This window comes from Halorubrum trapanicum (assembly GCF_017873555.1).
In the GTDB taxonomy this organism is placed as follows: domain Archaea; phylum Halobacteriota; class Halobacteria; order Halobacteriales; family Haloferacaceae; genus Halorubrum; species Halorubrum trapanicum.
In genome coordinates, this window is sequence record NZ_JAGGKE010000002.1 from 261047 (window position 1) to 284402 (window position 23356).

Genomic DNA, 23356 nt, shown 5'->3' on the forward strand with positions numbered 1-23356 from the left:
TAACAGGAGTCGGGGGGTGACCGCCTGCGCCTGCTCCGGATCCGGTGGAACCACCGACACACTCATTGACTGCGACGATAGATCGTGTGGTATGTGCGCACACGGGGGCGGTGAGACCGATGTCCAGTGAGCCGGACGACGCGACGAAGACGATCTGTCCGTACTGCGGGGTCGGCTGCGGGATCCGCGTGCTGGAGGGCGACGAGCCGGGCGAGATGCGCTTCATGCCGTGGGGCGACGCGCCGGTGAACGAGGGGAGCGTCTGCATCAAGGGCGGGGCGGCGACGCAGGTCGTCGACCACGAGGACCGACTGACCGAACCGCTGATCAAAGAGAACGGGGAGTTCCGCGAGGCGACCTGGGAGGAGGCGCTCGACCGCGTCGTCGACGAGATGGAGGGGATCCGAGAGGAGCACGGTCCCGACGGGATGGGATTCTTCGGCTCCTCGAAGACGTTCAACGAGGAGAACTACCTCATCCAGAAGCTGGCGCGGCGGTACGGCACCAATCAGGTCGACAACTGCACGCGGATGTGCCACGCCTCCACCGTCTGGGCGCTCCGGACCAGCCTCGGGATGGGCGCGATGACGAACAGCATGGCCGACCTGGAGGACTCCGCGGACGTGCTGTGGATCCAGGGGGCGAACCCGGGCGAGCAGCACCCGATCGCTAACAGCCAGTACTTCCGGCAGGCCGTCCTGGAGGGCGCGACCGTCATCCAGGTCGACCCGCACGCGAACAAGACCACCCGGTCGTTCGAGATCGACGACACCGACCGGCACATGCACCTCCAGCTGAAGCCGGGAACCGACATTCCCCTCCTGAACGTCGTTCTCAAGACGATCTTAGAGCGCCACGAGGAAGATCCGGACGCGGGCTGGATCGACGAGGCGTTCGTCGCGGAGCGAACCAAGGGGATCGACCACCTGAAGGAGACGCTCGCAGACTTCGACAAGGAGGCGGCCGCCGAGGAGTGCGGCGTGCCGCTGGCGGACATCGAAGCCGCCGCCGAGAAGTACGCGATGGCGAACGACGCCGCGGTCTTCACCGGGATGGGGATGAGCCAGCACACCTGCGGCGTCGACAACGTCCAAAACGAGATCAACCTCGCGCTGATCACGGGGAACCTCGGCCGCCCGGGAACCGGCGTCAACCCCCTACGCGGGCAGAACAACGTCCAGGGCACCTGCGACGTGGGCGCGATGCCGAACGTCCTCCCGGGGTACCAGCTCGTCGACGACGACGAGGCCCGCGAGTCCGTCGAGGACGTGTGGGGCTTCGAGATCCCCGACGAACCCGGACTGACGAACGTCGAGATCTCCCACGCGATCGGCGACACCGTCCACGGCCTGTACGTCATGGGCGAGAACCCGATCATGAGCGAGCCGGACGGCAACCGGACCGAGAAGCGGTTCCGCGAGGATCTGGACTTCATGGTGGTCCAGGACATCTTCATGACCGAGACCGCAGAGCTGGCGGACGTCGTCCTCCCCGCGACGACGTGGGCCGAGCGCGACGGCACCGTCACCAACACGGACCGCCGCGTCCAGCGCATGCGCGGCGTCCACAAGGTCCACGAGAACACCCGCCACGACCTCGATATCCTCTGTGAGGTGGGGACGCGGCTGTTCGACGGCAGCGAGGAACGGAGTTCCTCGGAGAACCGGGCGAAGCCCGGTGGAGCCTTCGAGTTCGACGGGCCCGAGGAGGTGTTCGAGGAGCTGCGCGAGGTCTGTCCGATCATGCACGGGATGACCTACGACGCGCTCGGCGAGACGGGGCTTCACTGGCCCTGCTACGAGGAGGGCGACGAGGGCGACCCGTTCCTCTACGAGGACACCTTCGAGACCGAGGACGGTCTCGGCCGCATCGAGGGCGTCGTCCACCAGGAGCCGAAGGAGGTCCCCGACGAGGAGTACCCGCTCGTGTTGACCACGGCGCGGCTCGAAGAGCACTACAACACCGGGACGATGAGCCGCCGGTCGCCCACGCTCTCGAAGCAGCACCCGGAGAACTTCGTCGACGTCCACCCGAACGACGCCGAGCGGTACGGCATCGAGGACGGCGACGACGTGGTATTGAAGTCCAGACGCGGCGAGATCACCGTCCGCGCGGACGTGACCGAGGACATCAAGGAGGGCGTCGTCTGGACCACGCCGCACTTCGCGGCCGCCTCCGCGAACCGCCTCACAAACGACGTGCTCGACGAGCGCGCCAAGATCCCCGAGTACAAGGCCGCGTCCGCAGAGATCGAGGTCGACATCGAGACCGCGGGCGACGACGCGGCGTCCGCCGACGACTGAGCGGGGTCAGCTCTTTTACACGCTCTCTTCCAGCACCGCGCGGTCGCCGTGTCGGACGACGACGCGGTCCGAGACTGACGCCTCGATGAAGTCGACCGCGACCGAGTACCGGTGTTCCTGCGCCACGTCCGGGCAGGCGTTCCCCTCCCACTCCGGGTCGTTTCTGGTCTCGACGCGGAGCGAGAGCGTTCCCTCGTCGAGCGCGGCGTCGATCAGGGCGGGCCGGTAACACTCCCGCGCGCCGTCGAGGATCCGCCCCGCGACGACCAAGCGCGGCGGGGCGGCGTCGAGGTCGCGACGCAGTTCGGCGGCGTCGACGGGACCGTGATCGGGACCCGGCCGGTCACCGTCGTACTCGCGGCGGAACGTCACCTCGGCGCCGTCGACCGTCGTCGGGTCCTCGCTCCACGGCGGCGTGGGACACCCCGCGAGCGAGGCGGTGCCGACGGCGGCCGCGGACGCGAGGAGGGCGCGGCGTCGCATGTCGCGGGCCACGCGGAGCGCGGTGAAGTGTCTTGTGCGGTCCCGCCCGTATCGGGATCAGTCGTCGCCGGGTGCGGTCTCGCCGTCGCCTTCCGCGCCGCCGTCGGCCGCAGTCGCGGCGTCGACGGCGGCTTCAGCGTCGGCCGCGTCCCTCTCTCCGTTTCCGCCGAACTCGAACTCGGTGGTCTCGGCGTCGTCGAGGTCGGCGATATCCGCCTCGGCGGCCGGCTCCTCGCGCGCCTCGAACTCGTCGGCGAGCGTCCGGAGCTCGTCTGCGCGCGTCGACAGCGACTCCGCGCTCGCGGATATCTGGCCGATCGCGGCGGTCTGCTCCTCGGCGGCGGCGGAGACGTTCTGCGCCTCGCTCGCGGTCTCCACGCTCACCTCGGCGACCTCGTCGATCATCGAGACGGCCTCTTGGGTCGACTCCGCCTGCTGGTCGGTGGCGTCGTTGATCGACTGGACCCCCGCGTTGGCGTCCTCGACGTCCGCGACGATCGATTCGAGCGTCTCAACGGTCTCCTCGACGACCGCCCGGCCGGCCTCGACGTCGTCCTCCATCGAGAACAGCCCGTCCGCGACCGACTCGGTGGACCCCTCGACGCCCGCGATCAGCTCCTCGACCTCGGTGGTCGCCTCCGCGGTCTCCTCCGCGAGCTCTTTCACCTCGCGGGCGACGACCGCGAACCCCTCGCCGGCCTCGCCCGCGCGGGCGGCCTCGATGGAGGCGTTGAGCGCGAGGATGTTCGTCTGCTCGGCGATGTCGTCGATGAGTTCGACAACCTCGCCGATGCGCTCGACCTCGTCGCGTAAGTCGCGCATCTCCGCGACGGTCTGGCCGACCTCGTCGTCGATCCGGTCCATGCGGTCGATCGCCTCGCCGGCCTCCTCCCGGCCCGCCTCGCCCGCTTCGGCGGTCGCGGCCGACCGCTCCGCCAGCTCGTTCGTCGAGGAGGCGACCTCCTCGACGGTGGCCGAGAGGTCGTCCAGCTCGGCGGCCGCGGTCGCGAGCGTCTCCTCCTGCCGCTCCGTGCCGACCGAGATCTCCTCGACGCTCTCGGCGACGTCGACGCTCGTCGACTCGACCTCCGCGGCGGAGCCGGTCACCTCGGCGCTCCGTTCGCCGACCGTCTCGGCGGCGTCCTGAATGTCGACGACGAGCGCCTCCAGCCGGTCGAGCGTCTCGTTGAGCGACTCCGCGATGGCCGTCATCGCCTCGCTCTCGCTCTCCGGGTCGAGCCGGCGGGTGAGGTCGCCGTCGGCGACCGCGTCGATCGTCGCCTCGTACTCGTCGGCCTTCGTCTCCAAGTGCTCGGAGAGCGACTCCGCCTCCTCGCGGGCCGCGGCGGCCTCGTCGGCGGACTCCTCGATCGCCTCGATCTGCTCGCGCATCGTCTCGCGGATGCGGTCGAAGAGCGCGGAGAGCTGCCCGAACTCGTCGGCCCGGTCGCGGTCGATCTCGACGTCCAGCTCGCCCGCCTCGATCGCCTCGGCGTATCCCCGCAGGTCGTCGACGGATCCGCTCACGTCGCGGACGACGAACGCGCCCACCGCGAGCAGGCCGACGACCGAGATGGCGATCAGGAGCAGCACGCTCTGGGTCACGTCGCCGACGGTGCCGTACACCTCGCCTTCCGGGGCCGCGACGACGACCGCCCAGGACTTCCCTTCGATGGGCGCGGTCGCCGTGGCGATCGCCGACCCGTTCACGACCTCCTGTTCGGCGTCGGTGACGTCGGCCGCGACCGGCTCGGTGACGTCGGTTTCCAGATGCGACAGCTCCTCCGCCAGGAAGTAGTCGTTCAAGATCGCGTCGCTGTTCGACGCCAGCGCGACCTGTCCGGTGCGGGTGGAGACGACCTGCATGTTGCCGCCGTCGACGGGAGCGGTCAGGAGCGAACCGCGCTCGGACAGGTCGACGGTGATCACGATCGCCCGACCGGGCACGTTGTTGATCGGGCTGACGAAGCCGAGCCGGTTCTCGCCGTCCGCCTTGTACGGATCGAAGGAGCGGACCTCGTTCGCGTTGGCGAACGCCGCCGGTCCGACCGCCCACGGTCGTTCGTCCTCGGAGAACGTCGTTCCCTCCGTCGTCGGCGAGGTGCTCACGGTGACCTCGTTCGTTACCATGTCGTAGTAGTGGACGTCGACCACGTACTCCGGGAGCATGTCGGCGTTCTGCCGGAGTTCGTCGCGGATCCGTCCCTCGCTGGACGACTGGACGCCGGAGGCCGACGAGACCCGGAGCGCGTACCCGTTCATGTCTTCGACGAACCCGTCGATCCCCTCGGCCTCTCGTTCGGCGGCGCTCATCATCGTCTCCCGCGCGTCGGACTCGACGCTCGCTTGGACCTGGTCCACGGCGAGCGCGCCCGTCCCGAGCAACACGGCCGACACGATAACCACCGCGGCTGCGATTTTGAAGAGATACCGGCTGCGGAGTCGATCGGAGAGACGTCGGAGGACGCTACCTCGGTCGTCAGCGGACATGATTCGCAGTTTCTACAGTCATTAATAAACGTCGGTAGCCAGATATCAAATGTGGTAGTTGAGGATCGGCGAGCCGATCGAGTGGCGCGTTCGACGGCGCAAATCGGAGTCGAACTGAACGGTTGGCGGGACCGAGCCGCGGGGTCGGCGGGACCGATCGACCGCCCCATCCGAAACCACTATCCCCGATCCGGCGGATCGGTCGGTATGGACTGGCCACACGACCCCGACGGCGAGCAGGGGAGCGAGGGCATGCGGCAGTACGGCCACGCCGTGCTCGCGAAGAAGATCGACGAGGAGGAGGACTTCCCGCTTTCGGCCGCGGAGTACGTCGAGCAGTACGGCGACCACCCGATCCGGATCGACTTCGAGACGGTCGTCTCCGTCGAGGAGATCTTCGAGAACGTCGAGCAGGAGGAGTTCGCGGACTTCGTCGAGTTCCACCAGGAACTCGGGCGGGCGATGCGCGAGAACGGCTACTGGTTCTACGAGGGCGCAGAGCAGTTCGTCGAAGAGAGCGTCTGACTCCGTCGGCGGTTCGACGCCGGTCTTCGGGGATCGTGCCGAACGCGGAGGTGGAGCGGGGAGAATTGCTCTACAGCGATTTTCTCAGACAGGTCGCCGTCGCCGGGCACAGCTCGTCGAACTGCGTCGTCTGTCGGATATCCGCCGGGACCTCGCCCCGCGGCGTCTCCGCGTATCCGCGAGCCGCGAAGAACTCGGACGCGGTCGTCGTCAGGAGGTACAGCGCGTCGACGCCGTCGGCCCGCGCCTCGGATTCGAGCGCGTCACAGAGCGCCGCCCCGTAGCCGCGACCGCGCTTCGAGCGTTCGACGACGACCGACCGGAGGAGACCGTGGCTCCCGTACACTTCGACGCCGCCGACGCCGATTCGCTCGTCCCCGTCGCGGGCGACGTAGAAGGCGTCGGGAGCGGACCGAACGTCCTCCGAGGGAAGTCCGTTTTCCGCCAGCAGCGCCTCGACGTACCCGAGCGAGTCGTCGTCCGCCTCTCTGAGCGTGAGCGACGTGTCGTTCATCCTCGGACCGGACTGAGGAACCGCGTCGGTATCATACCTCCGGCGGCCCGGTGGGCGACCGGGCGCACTGTGCGTCCGCGCGAACGGCGTGTCGAGTCCGCGACCCTCGACCCTTTAAGAGCGCGCGGAGCGAGCGACCCACCATGGACCACGAGCGGATCGCCGTCCTCGCCCACGAGAAGTTCCCCGACCGCGCGAAGACCGCGCTCGGTGTGCTGCGCTACGGCGACCAGGAGGTGTGCGGCGTCCTCGACCGCGACCGCGCCGGCGACCGCGTCCGCGATCACGTCCCGGACGTCGCCGACGCGCCGATCGTCGAGTCGTTCGCGGACGCGCACGCGGCGGCCGACGGCGACCTCGACGCCCTCTACATCGGGATCGCGCCGATCGGCGGCGGCTTCGACGAGTCGTGGCGCGCGGACGTCGAAGACGCGATCGAGGCCGGCTGCGACGTGGTGAGCGGCCTCCACTACTTCCTGAACGAGGACGACGAGCTGGCCGCGCTGGCCGACGACCACGGCGTCGACCTCGTCGACGTGCGGGAGCCGGACGACGACCTCACGGTCGCGACGGGCGCCTCGGGCGACGTCGACGCCGACGTGCTGCTCACGGTCGGCACCGACTGCTCGGTCGGGAAGATGACCGCGTCGCTGGAGATCGTCGCGGCCGCCCGCGAGCGCGGGATCGACGCCGCGTTCGTCCCCACCGGACAGACCGGGATCATGATCGCCGGGTGGGGGAACCCGATCGACCGCGTCGTCGCCGACTTCGCCGCGGGCGCGGTCGAGGAGATGCTCGTCGCGGTCGGCGACGACCACGACCTGCTCGTCGTCGAGGGACAGGGCAGCATCGTCCACCCCGCCTACTCCGCGGTCACCTGCGGCATCCTCCACGGATCGATGGCCGACGGACTCGTCCTCTGTCACGCCGCGGGCCGCGAGGCCGTCCACGGCTACGAGTCGTTCGACCTCCCGCCGATCGCCGACTACGTCGACCGCTACGAGGACCTGGCGGCGCCCGTCCGCGAGACGAGCGTCGTCGCGGGCGCGCTCAACACGAAGGACGTGGCCGACGACGAGGCGGCGACCGAAGCCGTCGCGTCCTTCGCCGACGAGACCGGCGTGCCCGCGACCGACCCGGTGCGCCACGGCGCGGGCGCCATCGTCGACGCGGCCCTCGACGCGGGACTCGGCGGGAGCGACGGTCAGAGGGAATCGGAGGCAAACGCCGAATGAGCCTCGGAACCGAGTTCGAGCGGGTCTCATTGCCGCTCGAAAACCCGTTCACCATCTCCCGGGGGACCCAGACGGAGGCCGAGAACGTGGTCGTCCGGGTGACGGACGACGCGGGGATGACCGGGGTCGGCGGCGCGGCGCCGTCGGCCCACTACGGCGAGACCGCCGACACCGTCGAAGCGGTGCTGCCGGACCTGCTCGACGCGGTCGAGCGCGTCGGCGACCCCCACGCGCTCCACGCGATCGAGACCGAACTGCGGGCGGTCGTGAACGGCAACCCCGCCGCCCGCTGTGCCGTTTCGATCGCCGTCCACGACCTCGCGGCGAAGCGGCTCGGCGTCCCCCTCCACCGCCTGTGGGGACTCGACCCGAGCGACGCGCCGAAGACGTCGTTCACGATCGGACTCGACGAGACGGACCGCGTGCGCGAGAAGGCGGCCGACGCCGTCGAGGCGGGACACTCCGTGCTGAAGATCAAGCTCGGCACCGACCGCGACCGGGAGCTGATCGACGCGGTCCGCGACGCCGCGCCCGACGCGCGGCTGCGCGTCGACGCCAACGAGGCGTGGACGCCGAAGGAGGCGGTGACGAAGAGCGCGTGGCTCGCCGACCGCGACGTGGAGTTCGTCGAACAGCCCGTCCCGGCCGACGACCCCGAGGGGCTCCGATACGTCTACGAGCGGTCGGCGCTACCGATCGCCGCCGACGAGTCCTGCGTGACCGCCGCGGACGTGCCCGCGATCGCTGACCGCTGTGACATCGCGAACCTGAAGTTGATGAAGACCGGGAGCCTCTCGGAGGCGCGCCGGCTGATCGCTGCCGCCCGGGCGCACGGGCTGGAGGTGATGTGCGGCTGTATGATCGAGTCGAACGCCTCCATCGCGGCGGCCGCGCAGCTCGCGCCGCTGTTGGACTACGCCGACCTCGACGGCTCCCTGCTGCTCGCCGAGGACCCGTACGAGGGTGTCGACCTCCCGAACGGCGAGATCCGGCTCGACGAGCAGGACCGCGCGGGGACCGGCGCGCGACCCCGGTCGGAGTAAGAAACGAAAGCGGGGACGGGAGCGAGGACCACCGTCCGGGGCGGCGTCAGTTCCGCTGCTCGTCGGCGTCGGCCTCGGACTCCTCTAACTCGACGTCGAGCTCCTCGTCGACGCTGTCCTCCGAGCTACCGTCAAGGTCGGCTTCGAGGTCGTCGCCGTCGATCTCCGCTTCGATGTCGGAGAGCTCGGCGTCGACCTCCTCGTCGCTGACATCGACGTCGCCGTTCGACGACTCGCCCTTGCCGAGTTCTCCCTTGAGCGTCTCCAGCTCGGCGTCGACCTCGCTGTTCGTCGAGAGGCCTTCCAGCTCCCGGTCGATGCTGTCCTTATCGGAGAGGGCGTCCTCGAACGCGCCGGAGTCCTCCAGCTCGTCCATCGCCTCCGAGCGCGCCTCCATCTCCTCGGTCCGCTCCTCGGCGCGCTCGATGGAGCGGCTCACGTCCTCCATCTCGTCGCCGACACCGGTCATCGCCTCCGAGACGCGAGTGGACGCCTCGGCCGCCTCGTAGCGGGCCTTCATCGTCTCCTTCTTCGTCCGGAACTCCTCGATGCGGTTCTGGAGCTTGTTCTTCTTCTCGACGAGCTGTTCCTGCGTGTTGTTCAGGTCGGCGATCTGGCCTTCAAGCTCCTCGATCTGGGCCATCTTCGACTTCTTCTTTTCGAGGGCCTTCCGCGCGAGGTCGTCGCGGTCCTGCTGGACCGCCTCGCGGGCCTGCCGGTTGTGCTTTTCGACGTTCTCCTCGAGCTTGCGCTTTTGGATCTCCAGGCGCTTCTTCTGGGTCGTCAGGTCGGCGATCCCCTGTTTGACGTCCTGAAGCTCGTCGCGCATCTGTTCGTACGAGTAGTCGAGCGATTCGGTCGGGTCTTCCGCCCGGTTGAGGAGGGCGTTCACCTTCGAGCGGATGACGTAGGAGGCGCGCGAGAGGATTCCCATACCACCTCGTACGCGTTCCACCCGTTAAAACCTCATGCGGTTCGCGGCGGAGAGACGCGGTCCGCGGTGGGAACGCGAGGCGGTGTCCGTGGGTGACGGTCGACGACGGACGAGCGCCCCGGTGGCGCTTCCTGAAGGCTTATGCGGGGCGTCGGTGTAGCCCCGCGCATGGAGATCGGCGTGCTAACGGTTCCCCTCGGCGGCGAACCGATCGGCGACGCGGTCGCGTACCTCGACGATATCGGCGTCGACGCCGTCGAACTCGGCGTCGGCGGGTGGCCCGGCGAGGACCACGTCGCCCGCGAGACGCTCCTCGACGACGGGGCGGCGCGCGAGGACCTGCGCGAGCTGCTCGACGACCACGGACTCCGGATCTCCGCGCTCGCGACGCACAACAACCCGCTTCACCCCGACGAGGAGCGGGCCGCGGCGGCCGACCGCGAGCTGCGCGAGGCGATCGAGCTGGCCGACCTGCTCGGTGTCGAGATGGTCACCTGCTTTTCGGGACTCCCCGCGGGCGCGCCCGGCGACTCGACGCCGAACTGGGTCACGGCGCCGTGGCCGACCGAGCACGCCGACGCGCTCGACTACCAGTGGGACGAGGTCGCGGTTCCCTACTGGAGCGACCTGGCGAAGCACGCCGACCACCACGGCGTCGACGTCGCCATCGAGATGCACCCGAACATGCTGGTGTACGAGCCGACGGGCATGCTCGCGCTCCGGGAGGCGACCAACGAGCGGATCGGCGCCAACTTCGACCCGTCGCACCTCTACTGGCAGGGGATCGACGTGTCCGAGGCGATCCGGTTCCTCGGCGAGCGCGACGCGATCCACCACGTCCACGCGAAGGACACCAAGGTGTACGACGCGAACGCGCGCGTGAAGGGTGTCCTCGACACGACGGGCTACGCCGCGGAGGCCGAGCGCTCGTGGCTGTTCCGCTCGATCGGCTACGGCCACGGCGAGGACCACTGGAAGGACGTGGTCTCGACGCTCCGGATGGTCGGCTACGAGGGCGCGCTGTCGATCGAACACGAGGACTCGCTGACCTCCGCGCGCGAGGGGTTAGAGAAGGCCGTCGACGTGCTCGACCGCGCCGTCTTCGAGACCCGACCTGGCGACGCGTACTGGGCGTAGTACCCCCGGTCACAGCGAGTCGCTCACGTCCTCGCCGCTCAGCACCTCCGGGATGACGACCTCGTCGGCACCGGCCCGGCGCGCGACCGACGTGTAGTCGTCGTCGCCGACGCGGACGACGAGCCGCACGTCAGGGGCGATGCCGCTCGCGGTGATGGCGATCTGGATGTTCGCGTTCGAGTCGTCGATGGCGGCGACAACGGCGTCGGCGTCGCGGATCGCCGCCTCGTGGAGCATCGCCTCGTTCCTGGCGTCGCCCTCGACGGGGAACACCGACTCCGTGTCGATGCGTTCGAAGGTGTCCCTGTCGCGCTCGATGGCGACGACCGGTCGCCCCTGTTCGCGAAGTCGCCTGGCGACGGTCCGCCCGAACAGGCCGTAGCCGCAGATGATCACGTGGTCGTCGAGTTCGTCGATGGCTCGTTTGGTCTGCATTCGTTCTAATCCCTCTCGCATCCGTCCGCCGAACGCCGTCGTCAGAACCGTCTCGCCGATCCAGACCCCGGCGAGGACCAGCGATCCGAAGACGACCGTGGCGAACGCCTTCACTTCCCGGCCGTCGCTGGCGCGGGCCTGATAGTGGACGCTGATGCTCGCCGGGTCGATCAGCCAGAACGCCGCCTCGATCGGTCCGATCCCCGCGAGCGAGACGAATCCGCCGATCCCGCCGCCGACGACCAGCAGGAAGACGGCGACCGGCCTGAGCGCCCGCCGAGCCAGCGACCCTCCGAGCGTGCGTCCGGTGACTGACACGACTGTGGGTTCACGCGGTGACACATGAATATCACGGTGCGTGTGAACAATGATCACATACCCTCCGAGGGACGTGAGAACAGCTAAGCCGGTGCCGGCAGAACGGCGACGTATGGCGCTTAATATCGGCGTCTTGGGGTATCGGTTTATGGGCAGGGCACACGCGAACGCGCTCGCGCGACTCCCGATGTTCTTCCCGGACGCGCCAGAGGTCGAGCGGCACACGCTCGTCGGGCGCGACGAGGGGGCGCTCGCGGACGCGGCCGACCGGTTCGGCTTCGCGCACACCGCGACCGACTGGGAAGACGCGATCGACGAGGTGGACGTCTTCTACAACCTCGGGCCGAACCACGTCCACGCGGAGCCGTCGATCGCGGCCCTCGAAGCCGGTGTTCCCGTCCTCTGTGAGAAGCCGCTCGCGCCGACCCTGGAGGAGGCCGCGGCGATGCGCGACGCCGCGGCCGCGGCGACCGTGCCGGCGGGCGCCGCGTTCAACTACCGGTTCGTCCCCGCGATCCGGTACGCGAAGGGGCTGATCGAGGACGGCGAACTGGGCGAGATCCGGCAGGTCCGCGGGCGGTACCTCCAGGACTGGCTCGTCGACCCCGAGGCGCCGTGGGCGTGGCGGATGGACGCCGAGATGGCCGGCTCCGGCGCGCTCGGCGACCTGGGCGCGCACACGATCGACCTCGCGAACTTCCTCGTCGGCGACGCGGTCGGCGGGATAGAACGCCTTTCGGGACAGCTGACGACGTTCGTCGACGAGCGCCCCGTCTACGACGAGGACGGGGAGGTAGCCGAGTACCGCGACGTGACGGTCGACGACGCCTACGGCGCGCAGGTCGCCTACGAGTCGGGCGCGACGGGGAGCTTCGAGGCCAGCCGCGTCGCCGAGGGGCACAAGAACGACCACGCGATCGCGGTCCACGGCTCGAAGGGGAGCGTGAAGTTCTCCTTAGAGCGGCTGAACGAACTGGCGGTGCTCCGCGAGGGGAACCGCGGCTACGAGACGGTGTTGGTCACAGAGGAGTCGGACCCGTACGTCGACCACTGGTGGCCGCCCGGTCACGTGATCGGGTGGGAACACACGTTCGTCCACGAGAACTACGAGTTTCTCTCGGCGGTCGCCGAGGGCGGGACGTTCGAGCCGTCGTTCGCTGCCGGGTACGACGTCCAGCGCGTGCTGGCGGCGATCGAGCGCGCCGACGAGCGCGGCGAGTGGGTCTCCGTCGAGTAGCGGTCGCGGGCGGGCGTTCGCCCACGACCGCCTCGGCCCGGCGTCAGGCGCCGATGCCGCCGCCGGGCGTCCCCCCGCCGTTCTCCTCGCTCCACTCCTGGATCGCGGAGTCCTCGCCGTCGTAGCTGCCGAGCGTCTCGCGGGTGTCGAACGCGACCGGCTCCCAGACAACCTCGAAGTTCTCGTTGCCGGTGGCGTTGGGTATGGGGACCCGGTCGCCCGGTTGGACAACGCCGTCACCGGGCCACGCGCCGAACTGGACGTTTCCGTCGGGGTCCTCGCCGCGGACGTACAGCTCCTCGGCGGGAACCGGATCGGGACCGAGCGCGACGACGACGAGTTCGCCGTTCTCCTGTGCCCCCTCGAACTCGGCGTCCGGCGGGGCGACGCCGTCGATGAGACCGAACACCGCCGCGCCGACGAGCGCCAGCAGCAGCACGACGATTCCGACGAGCAGTCCCGTCCCCGCCAGCGGGGTGAACCCTCGCTCGTCGCTTCGGAACGCGGCCATTCGACCGTCAGTCAGACGGCACCGGTATAAGGGTTTGCGCGCCGCGTATCAGCGCTGATAAGTTTGAGTGGTCGGAGCCGACGCGCCCGGACCGAACCGGACGGACGTTCGCGGACCGAACCGGAAACGGGTTATTTCGCGCGGCCGAACCCCGCCCGTGACGTCTCGGATGAGCGATTCGACGGGCGGTCGCCCGCGCGGGCTTCGCGGCATCGCGCGCACCTGGGTCGAGGTGCTCGTCCGACCGCGACGGGCGTTCGCGAACGGGATCACGCCCGGCGATCAGGCGCCCGCGCTGACGTTCGCCGTCGCAGTCGCCGCGGCGTTCACGCTCGGGGCGATAGCGACGGACCCCGGAGCGGTGCCGGGCGTCGTCCCCTCGTCGCCGGCGCTGTCCGGTCTCGTCGTCTTCCTCGTCGCGGTCGCGCTGGCGGCGCCGGTCGGACTCCACCTCACGGCCGCGGTCGCGACCCTCTCGGTCGTGCTCGCGAGCCTCGAACTCGCGGGCGGGATCGGGTTCCGCGACCGCGGCGGCGTGAGCGAGACCGTTCAGGCCGTCGCGTACGCCAGCTCCCCGATGGCGCTGGCCGGACCGGCTGTTCCCGAACTCAGGGTCGTCTGCGGCGCGTACGCCGCGGTCCTGCTGTTTGTCGGGTTCCGGGCGGTCCACGGGCTGGGACCGGTCCGGACCGTCGTCGCCGCGCTTCCGCCGGCCGCGCTCGGCTACGGCGTGGGGTACCGCGTCGTGGCCGCGGCGCGGACGCTGTTCGTCGCGTGACGCGCCGGCCGCTCGCGGCGCCCCCAGCGGGCTTTCGACAACCGTTTTAGGCCCGAGACACTCGGTGTACTCAAATGGGATCCTGTATCATCTGTGGCACCGACGTCGGGGGCGGTCGCGTCTGCGACTCGCACCAGGAAGACGTCGTGTTCGACTTCCGGGGCGACTCCCCGGACGGTCTCGTTCCGAGCCGGTTCTACCGAGGCGTCGTCGACGGGTACGCCGAGTTCGGCGTGTTCGTCGACCTCGCGCCGGGGGTCACCGGACTGTTACACCGCTCCGAGCTCGACCGCCGGCTCGACAGCCTCGACTGGGAGCCGGGCGACGAGGTGTTCGTCCAGGTGAAGGGCGTCCGCGACAACGGCAACGTCGACCTCGGCTGGTCGATCCGACAGGCCGACCGCGAGTTCCGCGGCGTCCTCGTTCAGGAGTCCTCCGGGGAACGCCTCCTCGACGAGGAGCCGAGCGAGGGCGACGACAGCGAGGAAACGGAAGAGACCGTCGAATCCGAGGACCAGGGCGCCGTGGAAGACGAGACCGAGGAGTCGACCGACGACACCGGGTCCGAAGAGTCGGCTGACGACGACACCGTCGAAGCCGACCCGAACCCCGAGCCGACCGGCGAAGGCGATACGGAGTCCGTCGAGGTCGACGCCGCGTCCGCCGAGGAGGAGTCCGTCGAGGTCGACGCCGCGTCCGCCGGGGGCGACGAGGAACCCGACGCGGACCGCGAGCGCGTCTCGATCACGACGCTCGGAGACGCGGTCGGCGAGTCGATCCGGATCGAGGGCGAGGTCGTCGGCGTCCGCCAGACCGGCGGCCCGACGGTGTTCGAGGTCAGCGACGAGACGGGCGCGGTCGACGTGGCCGCCTTCGTCGAGCCGGGCGTCCGGGCGCACCCGGACGTCGAGGTCGGCGACGCGGTGCGGGTCGACGGCGAGGTCGAGAGCCACCGCGGCGACATCCAGGTCGAGTCCGAGGCGCTCGTCCTCCTCGACGGCGAGGAGGCCGAGGCGGTCCGCCGCCGCATCGCCGAGGCGCTCACCGACGAGGCGCGCCCCGAGGGCCTCCAGCCGCTGGCCGGCGACGAGACGGTCGCCGAACTCGCGGACGGCCTCCTCGACGCGGCCGAGGCGGTCCGGCGCGCGGTCCTCGAATCGCGGCCGATCGTCGTCCGGCACCCGGCGACCGCCGACGGCTACGTCGCGGGCGCCGCGGTCGAACGCGCCGTCCTCCCGCTGATCCGCGACGAGCACGCGAAGAGCGACGCCGAGTACCACTACTTCACCCGCCGCCCGCTCGACGAGCCGGTGTACGGGATGGACGCGGCCACCAACGACGCGACTCGGATGCTCCAGGACCGCGACCGCCACGACGAGAAGCTCCCGCTGTTCCTGCTGGTGGGCACCGGTTCGACGACCGAGTCCGCCGACGGCATCGACCTGCTGTCGGTGTACGGGGTCGACGCGGTCGTCGTCGACGCCGCGGTCGCGGACCCCGAGACGCGTGACGCGGTCGACACGCTCGTCTCGCCGGAGCTGGCCGACGTCGACGGCGACGAGACGCTCTCGACGGGCGCGCTCGTCGCCTCGCTGGCGTCCGCGATCAACGACGAGGTCCGCGCGGACCTCCGGCACCTACCCGCGGTGGGTTACTGGGCGGACGCCCCCGAGCGGTACGTCGACCTCGCGCGCGACGCGGGCTACGACGCCGAGCGCGTCGCGGAGCTCCGCGAGGCGGTCGCGCTGGAGGCGTACTACCAGTCGTACCAGGACAAGCGCGAACTGATCGCGGACCTGCTGTTCTCGGACGGCGGCAACCTCGCGGCGCACGTCTCCGAGCAGTTCCGCGAGAAGCTGGAGACCGAGATCGAGACCGCGGACGCGAACGTCGTGACGGAGGCGGTCGACGGCGTCGAGTTCGCGCTGCTCGACACGGACGGCTACACCCACCGGTACGACTTCCCGCCGACGCCGCTCCTCTTGGACGACCTCCACCGGCGGCGCGCCGACGGCGAGCCGTTCGCGACGGTCGGCGTCGGCACCGACGAGCTGTACGTGCGCACGACCGCGGGCGTGTCGGTCCGCGACGTCGCCGACCGCGCGGCCGAGATCGCGCCGAACGCGGATATCGCCACCGCCGGCGTCCGGGAGGGGAAAATCGAGTTCCTCTCGGGCGAGCGCGACGCCGTCGAGGACGCCGTCGTCGCCGCCGTCGCCGAGGCGTTCTGAGGCGTCCGGTCGCCGAACGTTCCGGCCGGGAACGGACTGGAACCGCGTCGATCCCCGCGAGAGGGGATGCGCGGTAGTTCTTTTTCGCTCGCGGGCGAAAACTGAGAGGCATCGGACCGGGCGGTAGATTATTGCTGATGTATGGTATCTTCCCGCGTGGGTGTCATACTCATGGCAACACAACCCTCTGAACGGACGCTCCGCGCGGAGCTACTCGGCCGCAACGTGGAGTTCAACTACTCGGAGACGTGGCTGGCGTACTCGATGCTCGGTCTCCGGGTGGTGATGGCGTGGGTGTTCCTCCAGGCCGGGTTAGAGAAGCTGTTCGAGGGCGGTCTCGCCGACCCGCTCGCGTGGAGTTCGGTCGGGTTCCTCCAGAACGCGGTGGCCGACGCCAACCCGCTTCAGGGGCTGTTCCTCTTCTTCGCGGAGTACGCCGCGATCATCGACCCGATGGTGGTGTTCGGACAGATACTGATCGGACTGGCGCTGCTTTTCGGCGTCCTCTTCCGGTTCGCGGCGCTGATGGGCGCGATCATGATGTCGATGTTCTGGACCGCCGCGTGGCAGGGCGGGCTCACGGCCGGGTTCCCGATGGAGAACGGCTACTTCATCAACAGCTCCTTCGTCTACATGCTGCTGCTGTTCGGGCTCGGCGCGTGGGGTGCCGGGCGGATTCTCGGGGTCGATCGGGCGTTAGAGGAGACGGAACTGGTGAGGAACGCCCCGGGGCTGCGGTATCTGCTGGGTTGATGGACCCGAGCGGCGACCCGACGTGAGACGTTTTTGCGTCGACCGATCGCCTGCCCGCTCAGCGACGCGTGAACGGTCCGGGCGGGAGGATGAGGTCGTCAAGTTCGGGGCGCTGTTTCACGTTGAACACGACCGACAGCTCGTCGGTCAGCGGGTAGCCGTTACAGGAGAGCCGGAAGCCGCGCTCGGCGAGGTCGTCGGGCATGATGTGGTCGGTCGGCTGCGAGAGCTCGCCCTCCGCGAGGTACACCGCGCAGTTCGCGCAGGCGCCGCCGCGACACGAGAAGGGCCACGCGAAGCCGCTGCGCTCGGCCGCCTCAAGCAGGCTCTCGTCGGGGTGGACGAGCAGCCGACCGTGGGCGTCGGGGTCGAGGTCGGCGTGGGAGGCCTTCCGGAACAGCTCGTCGTCGTCGAGCGACCAGCCGTAGTCGACGACGGCCTCGTAGTCGAGGAACTCGACGCGGGTCGATCGCGGTTCTCTGGCGTCTGATCCCTCCGCGAGGTCGACGTCCGCGGGGTCGACTCCCTCGCCGTCCCCGTCGCCGTTGCGGTCGCGTTCCGACAGCTCCCGGTAGGCGCGGCGGACGAGCTGAAACTCCTCGATCGAACCCCCCTGATCGGGATGGGCGCGCTTCACGCGTTCGCGGTAGGCCCGTTCGATCGCCTCGTCGTCGGCGTCCTCGTCGACGTCTAACACCTCGAACGGGGAGACCATCCGGTTACGCTCCGTACGCGCGTGAGACACATAAACTGCCCAGAAGTCGGCAGGCGGGTCGGCCGGACGAACCGCCGGCCCACCGCGGGCGAGCGAACGCCGCGGACCGGTGGGCGTTTAAGAGCGCCGCGCCCCAGTGACCGGTAATGGGAAACGCCGACCTGCGCGACCTCGCGTCGATCCGCGACGTCGCCTTCGCGGAGATCGAGGGGAGCGTCGTCGCCGTCGACGCGCACAACTGGCTGTACCGCTACCTCACGACGACGGTGAAGTGGACCGCAGACGAGAAGTACACCACCGCCGACGGCGTCGAGGTCGCGAACCTGATCGGCGTCGTTCAGGGGCTCCCGAAGTTCTTCGAGCACGACCTGATCCCCGTGATGGTGTTCGACGGCGCCGTCACCGACCTGAAGGCCGACGAGGTGGCCGAGCGCCGCGAGAAGCGCGAGGCGGCCGAGGAGCGGCGGGCCGCCGCCGAGGAGCGCGGCGACGCGGTCGAGGCCGCGCGCCTGGAGGCCCGCACGCAGCGGCTCACCGACACGATACAGGAGACGACCCGGGAACTGCTGGAACTGCTCGACGTGCCGGTCGTCGAGGCGCCCGCGGAGGGGGAAGCGCAGTGCGCGCACATGGCCGCGACCGGGACCGTCGACCACGCCGGCAGCGAGGACTACGACACCCTGCTTTTCGGCGCGCCGACGACGCTCCGCCAGCTGACGAGCAAGGGCGACCCGGAGCTGATGGATCTGGCGGCGACGCTCGAAGACCTCGACCTCGACCGGCAGGGGCTCGTCGACGTCGCGATGCTCTGTGGCACCGACTTCAACGAGGGGGTCCGGGGGATCGGCCCGAAGACCGCGGTGACGGCGGTGAAGGAACACGGCGACCTGTGGGGCGTCCTGGCGGCCCGCGACGCCGAGATCCCGAACGCCGAGGCGATCCGCGAGCTGTTCATGGACCCGCCGGCGGCAGACGTCGCGGTCGACGCCGACGTGAACCCCGACGTCGAGGCCGCCCGCGAGTACGTCGTCGACGAGTGGGGGGTCGCCGCAGACGAGGTCGAACGCGGGTTCGAGCGCATCGCGGAGTCGCAGGTCCAGACCGGGCTGGACCGGTGGACCTGATCGGGAGCGATCGGTGAACCCGACCGGGCGCGAGCGGTGGATCCAACGGGAGGACTCAGGGCGGGTTCCGGCGGCCGTCCGCCGGTGCGACCGCCGCGAACACACCTTTTATTTCCTCGTCGTCAGAAGGGTGAATCACACCTGTCGCGGGCCGGAACCCGAGCGGACCGCGGCGACCCTGACCAATGAGCTTCGACGTTCCCGACGACAGACGGTACCTGGAATCGCACGAGTGGGCGACGACCGGCGGCGACACCGTTCGGATCGGCGTCTCCGACTTCGCGCAGGACGAGCTGGGCGACGTGGTGTTCGTCGAACTCCCCGAGGTCGGCGACGAGATCGCCGCCGGCGAGGCGTTCGGCGTCGTCGAGTCGATCAAGGCCGTCTCGGACCTGTACGCGCCCGTTTCCGGCGAGGTCGTCGCGGTCAACGAGGCGCTGTTCGACCGCCCGGAGCTGGTCAACGAGGACCCGTACGGCGACGGGTGGCTGCTCGAAGTCGACCCCGCCGAGGGCGGCGACGCCGACGGGCTGCTCGACGCCGACGCGTACGACGACCAGATCGCTTGATCACCGGATCGACGCGGGGAACGGACCGCGGACTCCGACCGACACACCCACCCGACACACGACCATGACCACGCCACCTTCCGACGCCGCTTCACTCGCGAACCGACGGGCCGCGACCGGACGGGCCGCGGACGAACGACCGAGAGACTGCGGACGAGACGGGCCGAACCGATGAGCCGGGCGAACGGGACCCCGTACGCGCCCCACACCGACGAGGAGACCGCGGCGATGTTGGCGGCGATCGGCGTCGACGACGAGGAGGCGCTGTTCGACATCCCCGAGGCGGTCGCGTTCGACGGCGACTTCGGTATCGAACCGCGCACCGAACGCGGGATCCGCGACGAGTGCACCCGAATCTTGAACCGTAACGACGACCTCACGGAGTTCCTCGGGCGCGGCCACTACGGCCACTACGTGCCGAGCGTCGTCGACCACCTCGCGGACCGCGCGGAGTTCCTCACGAGCTACACCCAGTACCAGCCGGAGGTGTCACAGGGGTTCCTCCAGGCGCTCTTCGAGTACCAGTCGATGCTGGTGGAGCTGACCGGACTCGACGTCGCGAACTGTTCGATGTACGACGCCGCAACCGCGCTCGGCGAGGCCGCGACGCTCGCCGACCGCGTCCGCGCCACCTCGGGCGACACCGTCCTCGTCCCCGAACAGCTCCGCGAGGGGAAGCGGGCGGTGCTGGAGAACTACTGCGCGGGCGCCGACCTGAGCGTCGAGACGTACCCGATGGCGGACGGGACCGCCGACGTCGATCGGCTCGCCGACCGCGCGGGCGACGACGTCGTCATGCTGTACGCCGAGAGTCCGACCGTCCGCGGCTGCGTGGAGGAGCGTCTGGCGGCGATCGGCGAGGTCGCCGACGACACCGACGCGCTGTTCGCGCTCGGCTCCGACGTCGTCGCGCTGTCGGTGTTGGAGTCGCCGTCGGAAGTCGGCGCCGACGTCGTCGTCGGCGAGGCCGGCGCGCTCGGCCTGCCGACCAGCTACGGGATGGGGCTGGGGATCTTCGCCTGCCGCGACGAGTTCCTGCGACAGGTCCCCGGCCGGCTCGTCGGCGCGAGCGAGGACGCGAACGGCGACCGCGCGTACACGCTGACGCTCCAGACGCGCGAGCAACACATCCGCAAGGAGCGCGCCACCTCGAACATCTGCACGAACCAGGCGTGGGTCGCGCTCCGCGCGGCGATCCACGCGGCGACGCTCGGGCCGGACGGTCTCGTCGACCTCGCGAACGACTGCGTCCGCGAGGCCGAGGCGCTGGCGGCCCGGATCGACGACCGCTCCGGCGCGGCCGCCCCCGTCCACGACCGCCACCACTTCCGGGAGTTCGCGGTGCGGGTCGACCAGCCCGCGCCGGCCGTCGCCGAGGACCTGGAGGCGGAGGGGTTCGCGGTCCACGCGATCGGCGATCACCTGCTTCAGGTGTGCGTCACCGACCTGAACGCCGGACGGACCGACGGGCTCGTCGCGGCCTTCGAGGGGGTGCTGTAGATGATCCACGACCAGGCGAACTACGAGCGCGAGGGCGAGGACGTCCGCGAGCCGCTGCTCTCGGAGAAGGGGCAGGAGACGGTCGACGTGCGCGGGGACTCCCCGCTCCCCGACGAGTTGACCCGCGAGGAGCTGACGCTGCCGAACCCCTCGGAGCCGGAGACGGCGCGCCACTACACTCGGCTCTCGCAGATGAACTGGGCGATCGACTCGGGACCGTACCCGTTGGGGAGCTGCACGATGAAGTACAACCCCAAGTTCACCGAGGACGTGGCGGCCGACCCGAACGCCGCGGTCCACCCCGACCGCTCCGCGCGCTCGGCGCAGGGAATCTTAGAGCTTCAGTACCGGCTTCAGGAGGTCCTCTCCGAAATCGGGGGGATGGACGCCGTCACGCTCCAGCCGCCCGCGGGCGCCGCCGGCGAGCTGACGGGGATCCTCGTCGCGAAGGCGTACCACGAACACCACGGGAACGACCGCTCGGAGGTCGTGATCCCGGCGTCGGCCCACGGGACGAACTTCGCGACCGCCGCGACCGCGGGCTACGACGTGGTCGAACTCCCCTCCGGCGAGGACGGGCGCGTCGATCTGGAGGCCCTGGAGGCGGCCGTGGGCGACGACACCGCCGCCCTGATGTTGACGAACCCGAACACCGTCGGCCTCTTCGAGCGCGACATCACCGAGATCGCGGAGATCGTCCACGACGCCGGCGGGCTGCTCTACTACGACGGCGCGAACCTCAACGCGCTGCTCGGCCGCGGCCGCCCCGGCGACATGGGGTTCGACGTGATGCACTACAACGTCCACAAGACGTTCGCGACCCCCCACGGCGGCGGCGGTCCCGGCGCCGGGCCGGTCGGCGTCGTCGACGAACTGGCGCCGTTCCTCCCGACGCCGCGGGTGCGCGAGGCGGCGGAGGGGGCGGGGTACGAGCGCTTCGAGCCGGATCACACGATCGGCAAGGTACACGGGTTCGCCGGCAACTGGCTCGTGTTGATCAAGGCGTACGCGTACATCGCCCGCCTCGGCAACGAGGGGCTGTCGGACGCGGCCGCGAAGGCCGTGCTCAACGCGAACTACCTCGCGGAGCGGCTCGACCTCGACGTTCCCTTCGGTCCCTTCCACCACGAGTTCGCGGCGACCGCGGGCGACCGCGACGCGGCCGACGTCGCCAAGCGCATGCTGGACTTCGGCGTCCACCCGCCGACGACGAAGTGGCCGGAGATGGTGCCGGAAGCGATGCTGACGGAGCCGACCGAGATCGAGGGGCGGTCCTCGCTCGACGACCTCGCGGAGGCGTTCAACCTCGCGTACGCCGACAGCGACGAGGCGCTCGACTCCGCGCCGACCCGGACCGCCGCCGCCCGGATCGACCAGGTCGGCGCCGCGCGGGACCCGCGGCTCTCGTGGCAGGCGCTCGACGAGGAATAGGGCGCCCAAATCCGAGAGGCCCGGTCGACCGACTCAGGGTTCGGTCGCGGCCGACCGCACCGGCTCCTCGCCGTCCGTGTCGCTCGCGTCGAACTCGCCGGGGTCGCGGTCGTCGGCATCGAAATCCCCGGTATCGAGGGGGGTCGCGTCCGGGTTCGGACCGTCGGCGGTCGCGGCGTCCTCGGCGTCCGACGCCGGGTCGAACGGTCCCGCGCCGTCGACGAACCGCCGCATCACCCGTCCCTCGGCGCGGTGGAGCGTCTCGCTACAGGTCGACTTCGCGATCCCGTTCGCCTCGGCCAGTTCCGTGAGCGTACACCGGCGCGGGGTGTCGTAGTACCCCGACCGGACCGCCTCGAAGACGAGTTCGCGCTGCGCCTCGGTGAGCGTCCGGTCCGGGTCGTCGCCGCCGGTCGCGGCGACGCCGACCGTCACCCCGTCGCCCGCGAGCCGGCGGCCGAACGCCTCGATGCGATCGCGGTCGCCGACGACCGTCACGGTCGCGCGGCCGTCGACGACCTCGACCGCCGACTCGATCGGCAGTCCGACCGCGCGCGCGGCCGGGAGATACGCGGGGGTGTCGCCGACCACGCGGAGCGTGCGGACGTCGCCGCGGCGCTCGACGGCCGTCGCGCGAGCGACGCGGTCGTGGTCGCGGAGCGCGTCCTCGACGCGGTCCCGATCCGTGCCGGCGACGAGGACGGTCGCGACCGTCCTCGTCGCGTCGTCCGCCGCCGCGTTCGGATCGCCGACGGGGGCCTCCGCCGGGCCGTCACCGTCGACCGCGATCGTCTCGTCGACCCGGAGCGTCGCCGAGGAGACGGTTCGGGAGACGTCCCCGAGCCACGACCCGGTCGGGAGGTCGAGTCGCAGTGCGGTCCGACTCATCGCCTCCACCTCGATTCCCCCGGCGGACCGGCCGCCCCGACGGTCGCTGATACACACATCTCTCGTGACCGTACGGTCTCGGTCCTCCTCCGCGTGCCCCTTCATACGTTTCGAACCTAAATACCCCGGCGCGGATCGGCCCGTGCCGCCCGCCGCGACCGCGGGACCGAAGAAACGACCCGCCCGCCGCGACCGCAGGACC

The 23356-nt window shown here is 70.2% G+C and carries 21 protein-coding genes; 13 read left to right on the forward strand and 8 right to left on the reverse strand.

Features of this window, described 5'->3' with window-relative positions; genetic code table 11:
• Positions 1-119 precede the first annotated feature (119 nt).
• On the forward strand, positions 120-2303 hold the full coding sequence (gene fdhF, locus J2744_RS03755; protein ID WP_209544714.1) for a formate dehydrogenase subunit alpha: 2184 nt from the start codon (positions 120-122) through the stop codon (positions 2301-2303).
• 15 nt (positions 2304-2318) lie between these two features.
• On the opposite strand, the gene J2744_RS03760 is transcribed toward fdhF, so the two are convergent.
• Both J2744_RS03760 and J2744_RS03765 read right to left on the reverse strand, forming a co-directional pair.
• Entirely contained in the window at positions 2319-2786 is a 468-nt protein-coding gene (locus J2744_RS03760; RefSeq protein WP_209544716.1) for a hypothetical protein, read from the reverse strand.
• A 57-nt stretch (positions 2787-2843) separates the two neighbouring features.
• A complete protein-coding gene (locus J2744_RS03765) occupies positions 2844-5276 on the reverse strand; it encodes a methyl-accepting chemotaxis protein (protein WP_209544718.1) in 2433 nt (810 codons plus the stop codon).
• A 207-nt stretch (positions 5277-5483) separates the two neighbouring features.
• Here J2744_RS03765 and J2744_RS03770 point away from each other — a divergent pair, with 207 nt between their 5' ends.
• Entirely contained in the window at positions 5484-5801 is a 318-nt protein-coding gene (locus J2744_RS03770; protein ID WP_209544720.1) for a DUF5785 family protein, read from the forward strand.
• A 70-nt stretch (positions 5802-5871) separates the two neighbouring features.
• On the opposite strand, the gene arsN2 is transcribed toward J2744_RS03770, so the two are convergent.
• A complete protein-coding gene (gene arsN2, locus J2744_RS03775; protein ID WP_209544722.1) occupies positions 5872-6315 on the reverse strand; it encodes an arsenic resistance N-acetyltransferase ArsN2 in 444 nt (147 codons plus the stop codon).
• Between the two features lie 143 nt (positions 6316-6458).
• On the opposite strand from arsN2, the gene J2744_RS03780 reads away from it, so the two are divergent.
• Both J2744_RS03780 and J2744_RS03785 read left to right on the forward strand, forming a co-directional pair.
• On the forward strand, positions 6459-7550 hold the full coding sequence (locus J2744_RS03780) for a DUF1611 domain-containing protein (protein ID WP_209544723.1): 1092 nt from the start codon (positions 6459-6461) through the stop codon (positions 7548-7550).
• Complete coding sequence (locus J2744_RS03785; RefSeq protein WP_209544725.1) at positions 7547-8593, forward strand: dipeptide epimerase; 1047 nt, start codon at positions 7547-7549, stop codon at positions 8591-8593. Before J2744_RS03780 ends, J2744_RS03785 begins: the two co-directional genes overlap by 4 nt.
• A gap of 46 nt (positions 8594-8639) precedes the next feature.
• Here the strand turns inward: J2744_RS03785 and J2744_RS03790 are convergent, their stop codons facing one another.
• The gene (locus J2744_RS03790) at positions 8640-9527 is read right to left on the reverse strand and encodes a PspA/IM30 family protein (RefSeq protein ID WP_209544727.1); all 888 of its coding nucleotides are present in this window, start codon (positions 9525-9527) and stop codon (positions 8640-8642) included.
• Positions 9528-9695: 168 nt separating this feature from the next.
• Between J2744_RS03790 and J2744_RS03795 the strand changes: the two genes are divergently transcribed.
• Positions 9696-10664 carry a sugar phosphate isomerase/epimerase family protein gene (locus J2744_RS03795; protein ID WP_209544729.1) on the forward strand — a complete coding sequence of 323 codons (969 nt, stop codon included), beginning with the start codon at positions 9696-9698 and terminating at the stop codon, positions 10662-10664.
• A gap of 9 nt (positions 10665-10673) precedes the next feature.
• On the opposite strand, the gene J2744_RS03800 is transcribed toward J2744_RS03795, so the two are convergent.
• Complete coding sequence (locus J2744_RS03800) at positions 10674-11417, reverse strand: potassium channel family protein (protein WP_209544731.1); 744 nt, start codon at positions 11415-11417, stop codon at positions 10674-10676.
• Positions 11418-11529: 112 nt separating this feature from the next.
• On the opposite strand from J2744_RS03800, the gene J2744_RS03805 reads away from it, so the two are divergent.
• Positions 11530-12654, forward strand: a complete 1125-nt coding sequence (locus tag J2744_RS03805; protein ID WP_209544733.1) for a Gfo/Idh/MocA family protein — start codon at positions 11530-11532, stop codon at positions 12652-12654.
• A 43-nt stretch (positions 12655-12697) separates the two neighbouring features.
• On the opposite strand, the gene J2744_RS03810 is transcribed toward J2744_RS03805, so the two are convergent.
• Positions 12698-13165, reverse strand: coding sequence for a type IV pilin (locus J2744_RS03810; RefSeq protein ID WP_209544735.1), 468 nt, complete (start codon positions 13163-13165; stop codon positions 12698-12700).
• 169 nt (positions 13166-13334) lie between these two features.
• Here J2744_RS03810 and J2744_RS03815 point away from each other — a divergent pair, with 169 nt between their 5' ends.
• From J2744_RS03815 to J2744_RS03825, 3 genes are all read left to right on the forward strand, one after another.
• Positions 13335-13943: a YIP1 family protein gene (locus J2744_RS03815; protein WP_209544737.1), complete on the forward strand. Its 609-nt coding sequence runs from the start codon at positions 13335-13337 to the stop codon at positions 13941-13943.
• Between the two features lie 74 nt (positions 13944-14017).
• On the forward strand, positions 14018-16174 hold the full coding sequence (locus J2744_RS03820; protein ID WP_209544739.1) for a DHH family phosphoesterase: 2157 nt from the start codon (positions 14018-14020) through the stop codon (positions 16172-16174).
• A 171-nt stretch (positions 16175-16345) separates the two neighbouring features.
• The gene (locus J2744_RS03825) at positions 16346-16927 is read left to right on the forward strand and encodes a DoxX family protein (protein WP_209544753.1); all 582 of its coding nucleotides are present in this window, start codon (positions 16346-16348) and stop codon (positions 16925-16927) included.
• Positions 16928-16985: 58 nt separating this feature from the next.
• Here J2744_RS03825 and fer read toward each other — a convergent pair whose 3' ends face one another.
• Positions 16986-17642, reverse strand: a complete 657-nt coding sequence (gene fer, locus J2744_RS03830) for a ferredoxin Fer (RefSeq protein ID WP_209544754.1) — start codon at positions 17640-17642, stop codon at positions 16986-16988.
• 146 nt (positions 17643-17788) lie between these two features.
• Between fer and fen the strand changes: the two genes are divergently transcribed.
• The 4 genes from fen (at position 17789) to gcvPB (ending at position 22266) form a co-directional block, all read left to right on the forward strand.
• Positions 17789-18766, forward strand: a complete 978-nt coding sequence (fen, locus tag J2744_RS03835; RefSeq protein WP_209544755.1) for a flap endonuclease-1 — start codon at positions 17789-17791, stop codon at positions 18764-18766.
• Between the two features lie 185 nt (positions 18767-18951).
• Entirely contained in the window at positions 18952-19335 is a 384-nt protein-coding gene (gcvH, locus tag J2744_RS03840) for a glycine cleavage system protein GcvH (RefSeq protein ID WP_209544756.1), read from the forward strand.
• Between the two features lie 171 nt (positions 19336-19506).
• Positions 19507-20835 (forward strand): aminomethyl-transferring glycine dehydrogenase subunit GcvPA, encoded by a 1329-nt coding sequence (gene gcvPA / locus J2744_RS03845; protein ID WP_209544757.1) that lies wholly within the window; start codon positions 19507-19509, stop codon positions 20833-20835.
• Positions 20836-22266: an aminomethyl-transferring glycine dehydrogenase subunit GcvPB gene (gcvPB, locus tag J2744_RS03850; RefSeq protein WP_209544758.1), complete on the forward strand. Its 1431-nt coding sequence runs from the start codon at positions 20836-20838 to the stop codon at positions 22264-22266. It abuts the gene before it with no gap.
• Between the two features lie 33 nt (positions 22267-22299).
• Here gcvPB and J2744_RS03855 read toward each other — a convergent pair whose 3' ends face one another.
• The gene (locus tag J2744_RS03855; protein ID WP_209544760.1) at positions 22300-23154 is read right to left on the reverse strand and encodes a helix-turn-helix domain-containing protein; all 855 of its coding nucleotides are present in this window, start codon (positions 23152-23154) and stop codon (positions 22300-22302) included.
• Between the last annotated feature and the right edge of the window lie 202 nt (positions 23155-23356).

What these genes read in the sequence shown, in the direction of transcription:
- J2744_RS03805 (WP_209544733.1), top strand. Translation starts at nt 11,530, where the DNA reads ATGGCGCTTAATATCGGCGTCTTGGGGTATCGGTTTATGGGCAGGGCA.
- arsN2 (WP_209544722.1), bottom strand. Translation starts at nt 6,315, where the DNA reads ATGAACGACACGTCGCTCACGCTCAGAGAGGCGGACGACGACTCGCTC.
- J2744_RS03855 (WP_209544760.1), bottom strand. Translation starts at nt 23,154, where the DNA reads ATGAGTCGGACCGCACTGCGACTCGACCTCCCGACCGGGTCGTGGCTC.
- fer (WP_209544754.1), bottom strand. Translation starts at nt 17,642, where the DNA reads ATGGTCTCCCCGTTCGAGGTGTTAGACGTCGACGAGGACGCCGACGAC.
- fen (WP_209544755.1), top strand. Translation starts at nt 17,789, where the DNA reads ATGGGAAACGCCGACCTGCGCGACCTCGCGTCGATCCGCGACGTCGCC.
- J2744_RS03790 (WP_209544727.1), bottom strand. Translation starts at nt 9,527, where the DNA reads ATGGGAATCCTCTCGCGCGCCTCCTACGTCATCCGCTCGAAGGTGAAC.
- J2744_RS03780 (WP_209544723.1), top strand. Translation starts at nt 6,459, where the DNA reads ATGGACCACGAGCGGATCGCCGTCCTCGCCCACGAGAAGTTCCCCGAC.
- J2744_RS03795 (WP_209544729.1), top strand. Translation starts at nt 9,696, where the DNA reads ATGGAGATCGGCGTGCTAACGGTTCCCCTCGGCGGCGAACCGATCGGC.
- J2744_RS03825 (WP_209544753.1), top strand. Translation starts at nt 16,346, where the DNA reads ATGGCAACACAACCCTCTGAACGGACGCTCCGCGCGGAGCTACTCGGC.
- J2744_RS03810 (WP_209544735.1), bottom strand. Translation starts at nt 13,165, where the DNA reads ATGGCCGCGTTCCGAAGCGACGAGCGAGGGTTCACCCCGCTGGCGGGG.
- J2744_RS03785 (WP_209544725.1), top strand. Translation starts at nt 7,547, where the DNA reads ATGAGCCTCGGAACCGAGTTCGAGCGGGTCTCATTGCCGCTCGAAAAC.
- fdhF (WP_209544714.1), top strand. Translation starts at nt 120, where the DNA reads ATGTCCAGTGAGCCGGACGACGCGACGAAGACGATCTGTCCGTACTGC.
- J2744_RS03820 (WP_209544739.1), top strand. Translation starts at nt 14,018, where the DNA reads ATGGGATCCTGTATCATCTGTGGCACCGACGTCGGGGGCGGTCGCGTC.
- J2744_RS03760 (WP_209544716.1), bottom strand. Translation starts at nt 2,786, where the DNA reads ATGCGACGCCGCGCCCTCCTCGCGTCCGCGGCCGCCGTCGGCACCGCC.
- gcvPA (WP_209544757.1), top strand. Translation starts at nt 19,507, where the DNA reads ATGAGCCGGGCGAACGGGACCCCGTACGCGCCCCACACCGACGAGGAG.
- J2744_RS03815 (WP_209544737.1), top strand. Translation starts at nt 13,335, where the DNA reads ATGAGCGATTCGACGGGCGGTCGCCCGCGCGGGCTTCGCGGCATCGCG.
- J2744_RS03765 (WP_209544718.1), bottom strand. Translation starts at nt 5,276, where the DNA reads ATGTCCGCTGACGACCGAGGTAGCGTCCTCCGACGTCTCTCCGATCGA.
- gcvPB (WP_209544758.1), top strand. Translation starts at nt 20,836, where the DNA reads ATGATCCACGACCAGGCGAACTACGAGCGCGAGGGCGAGGACGTCCGC.
- J2744_RS03770 (WP_209544720.1), top strand. Translation starts at nt 5,484, where the DNA reads ATGGACTGGCCACACGACCCCGACGGCGAGCAGGGGAGCGAGGGCATG.
- gcvH (WP_209544756.1), top strand. Translation starts at nt 18,952, where the DNA reads ATGAGCTTCGACGTTCCCGACGACAGACGGTACCTGGAATCGCACGAG.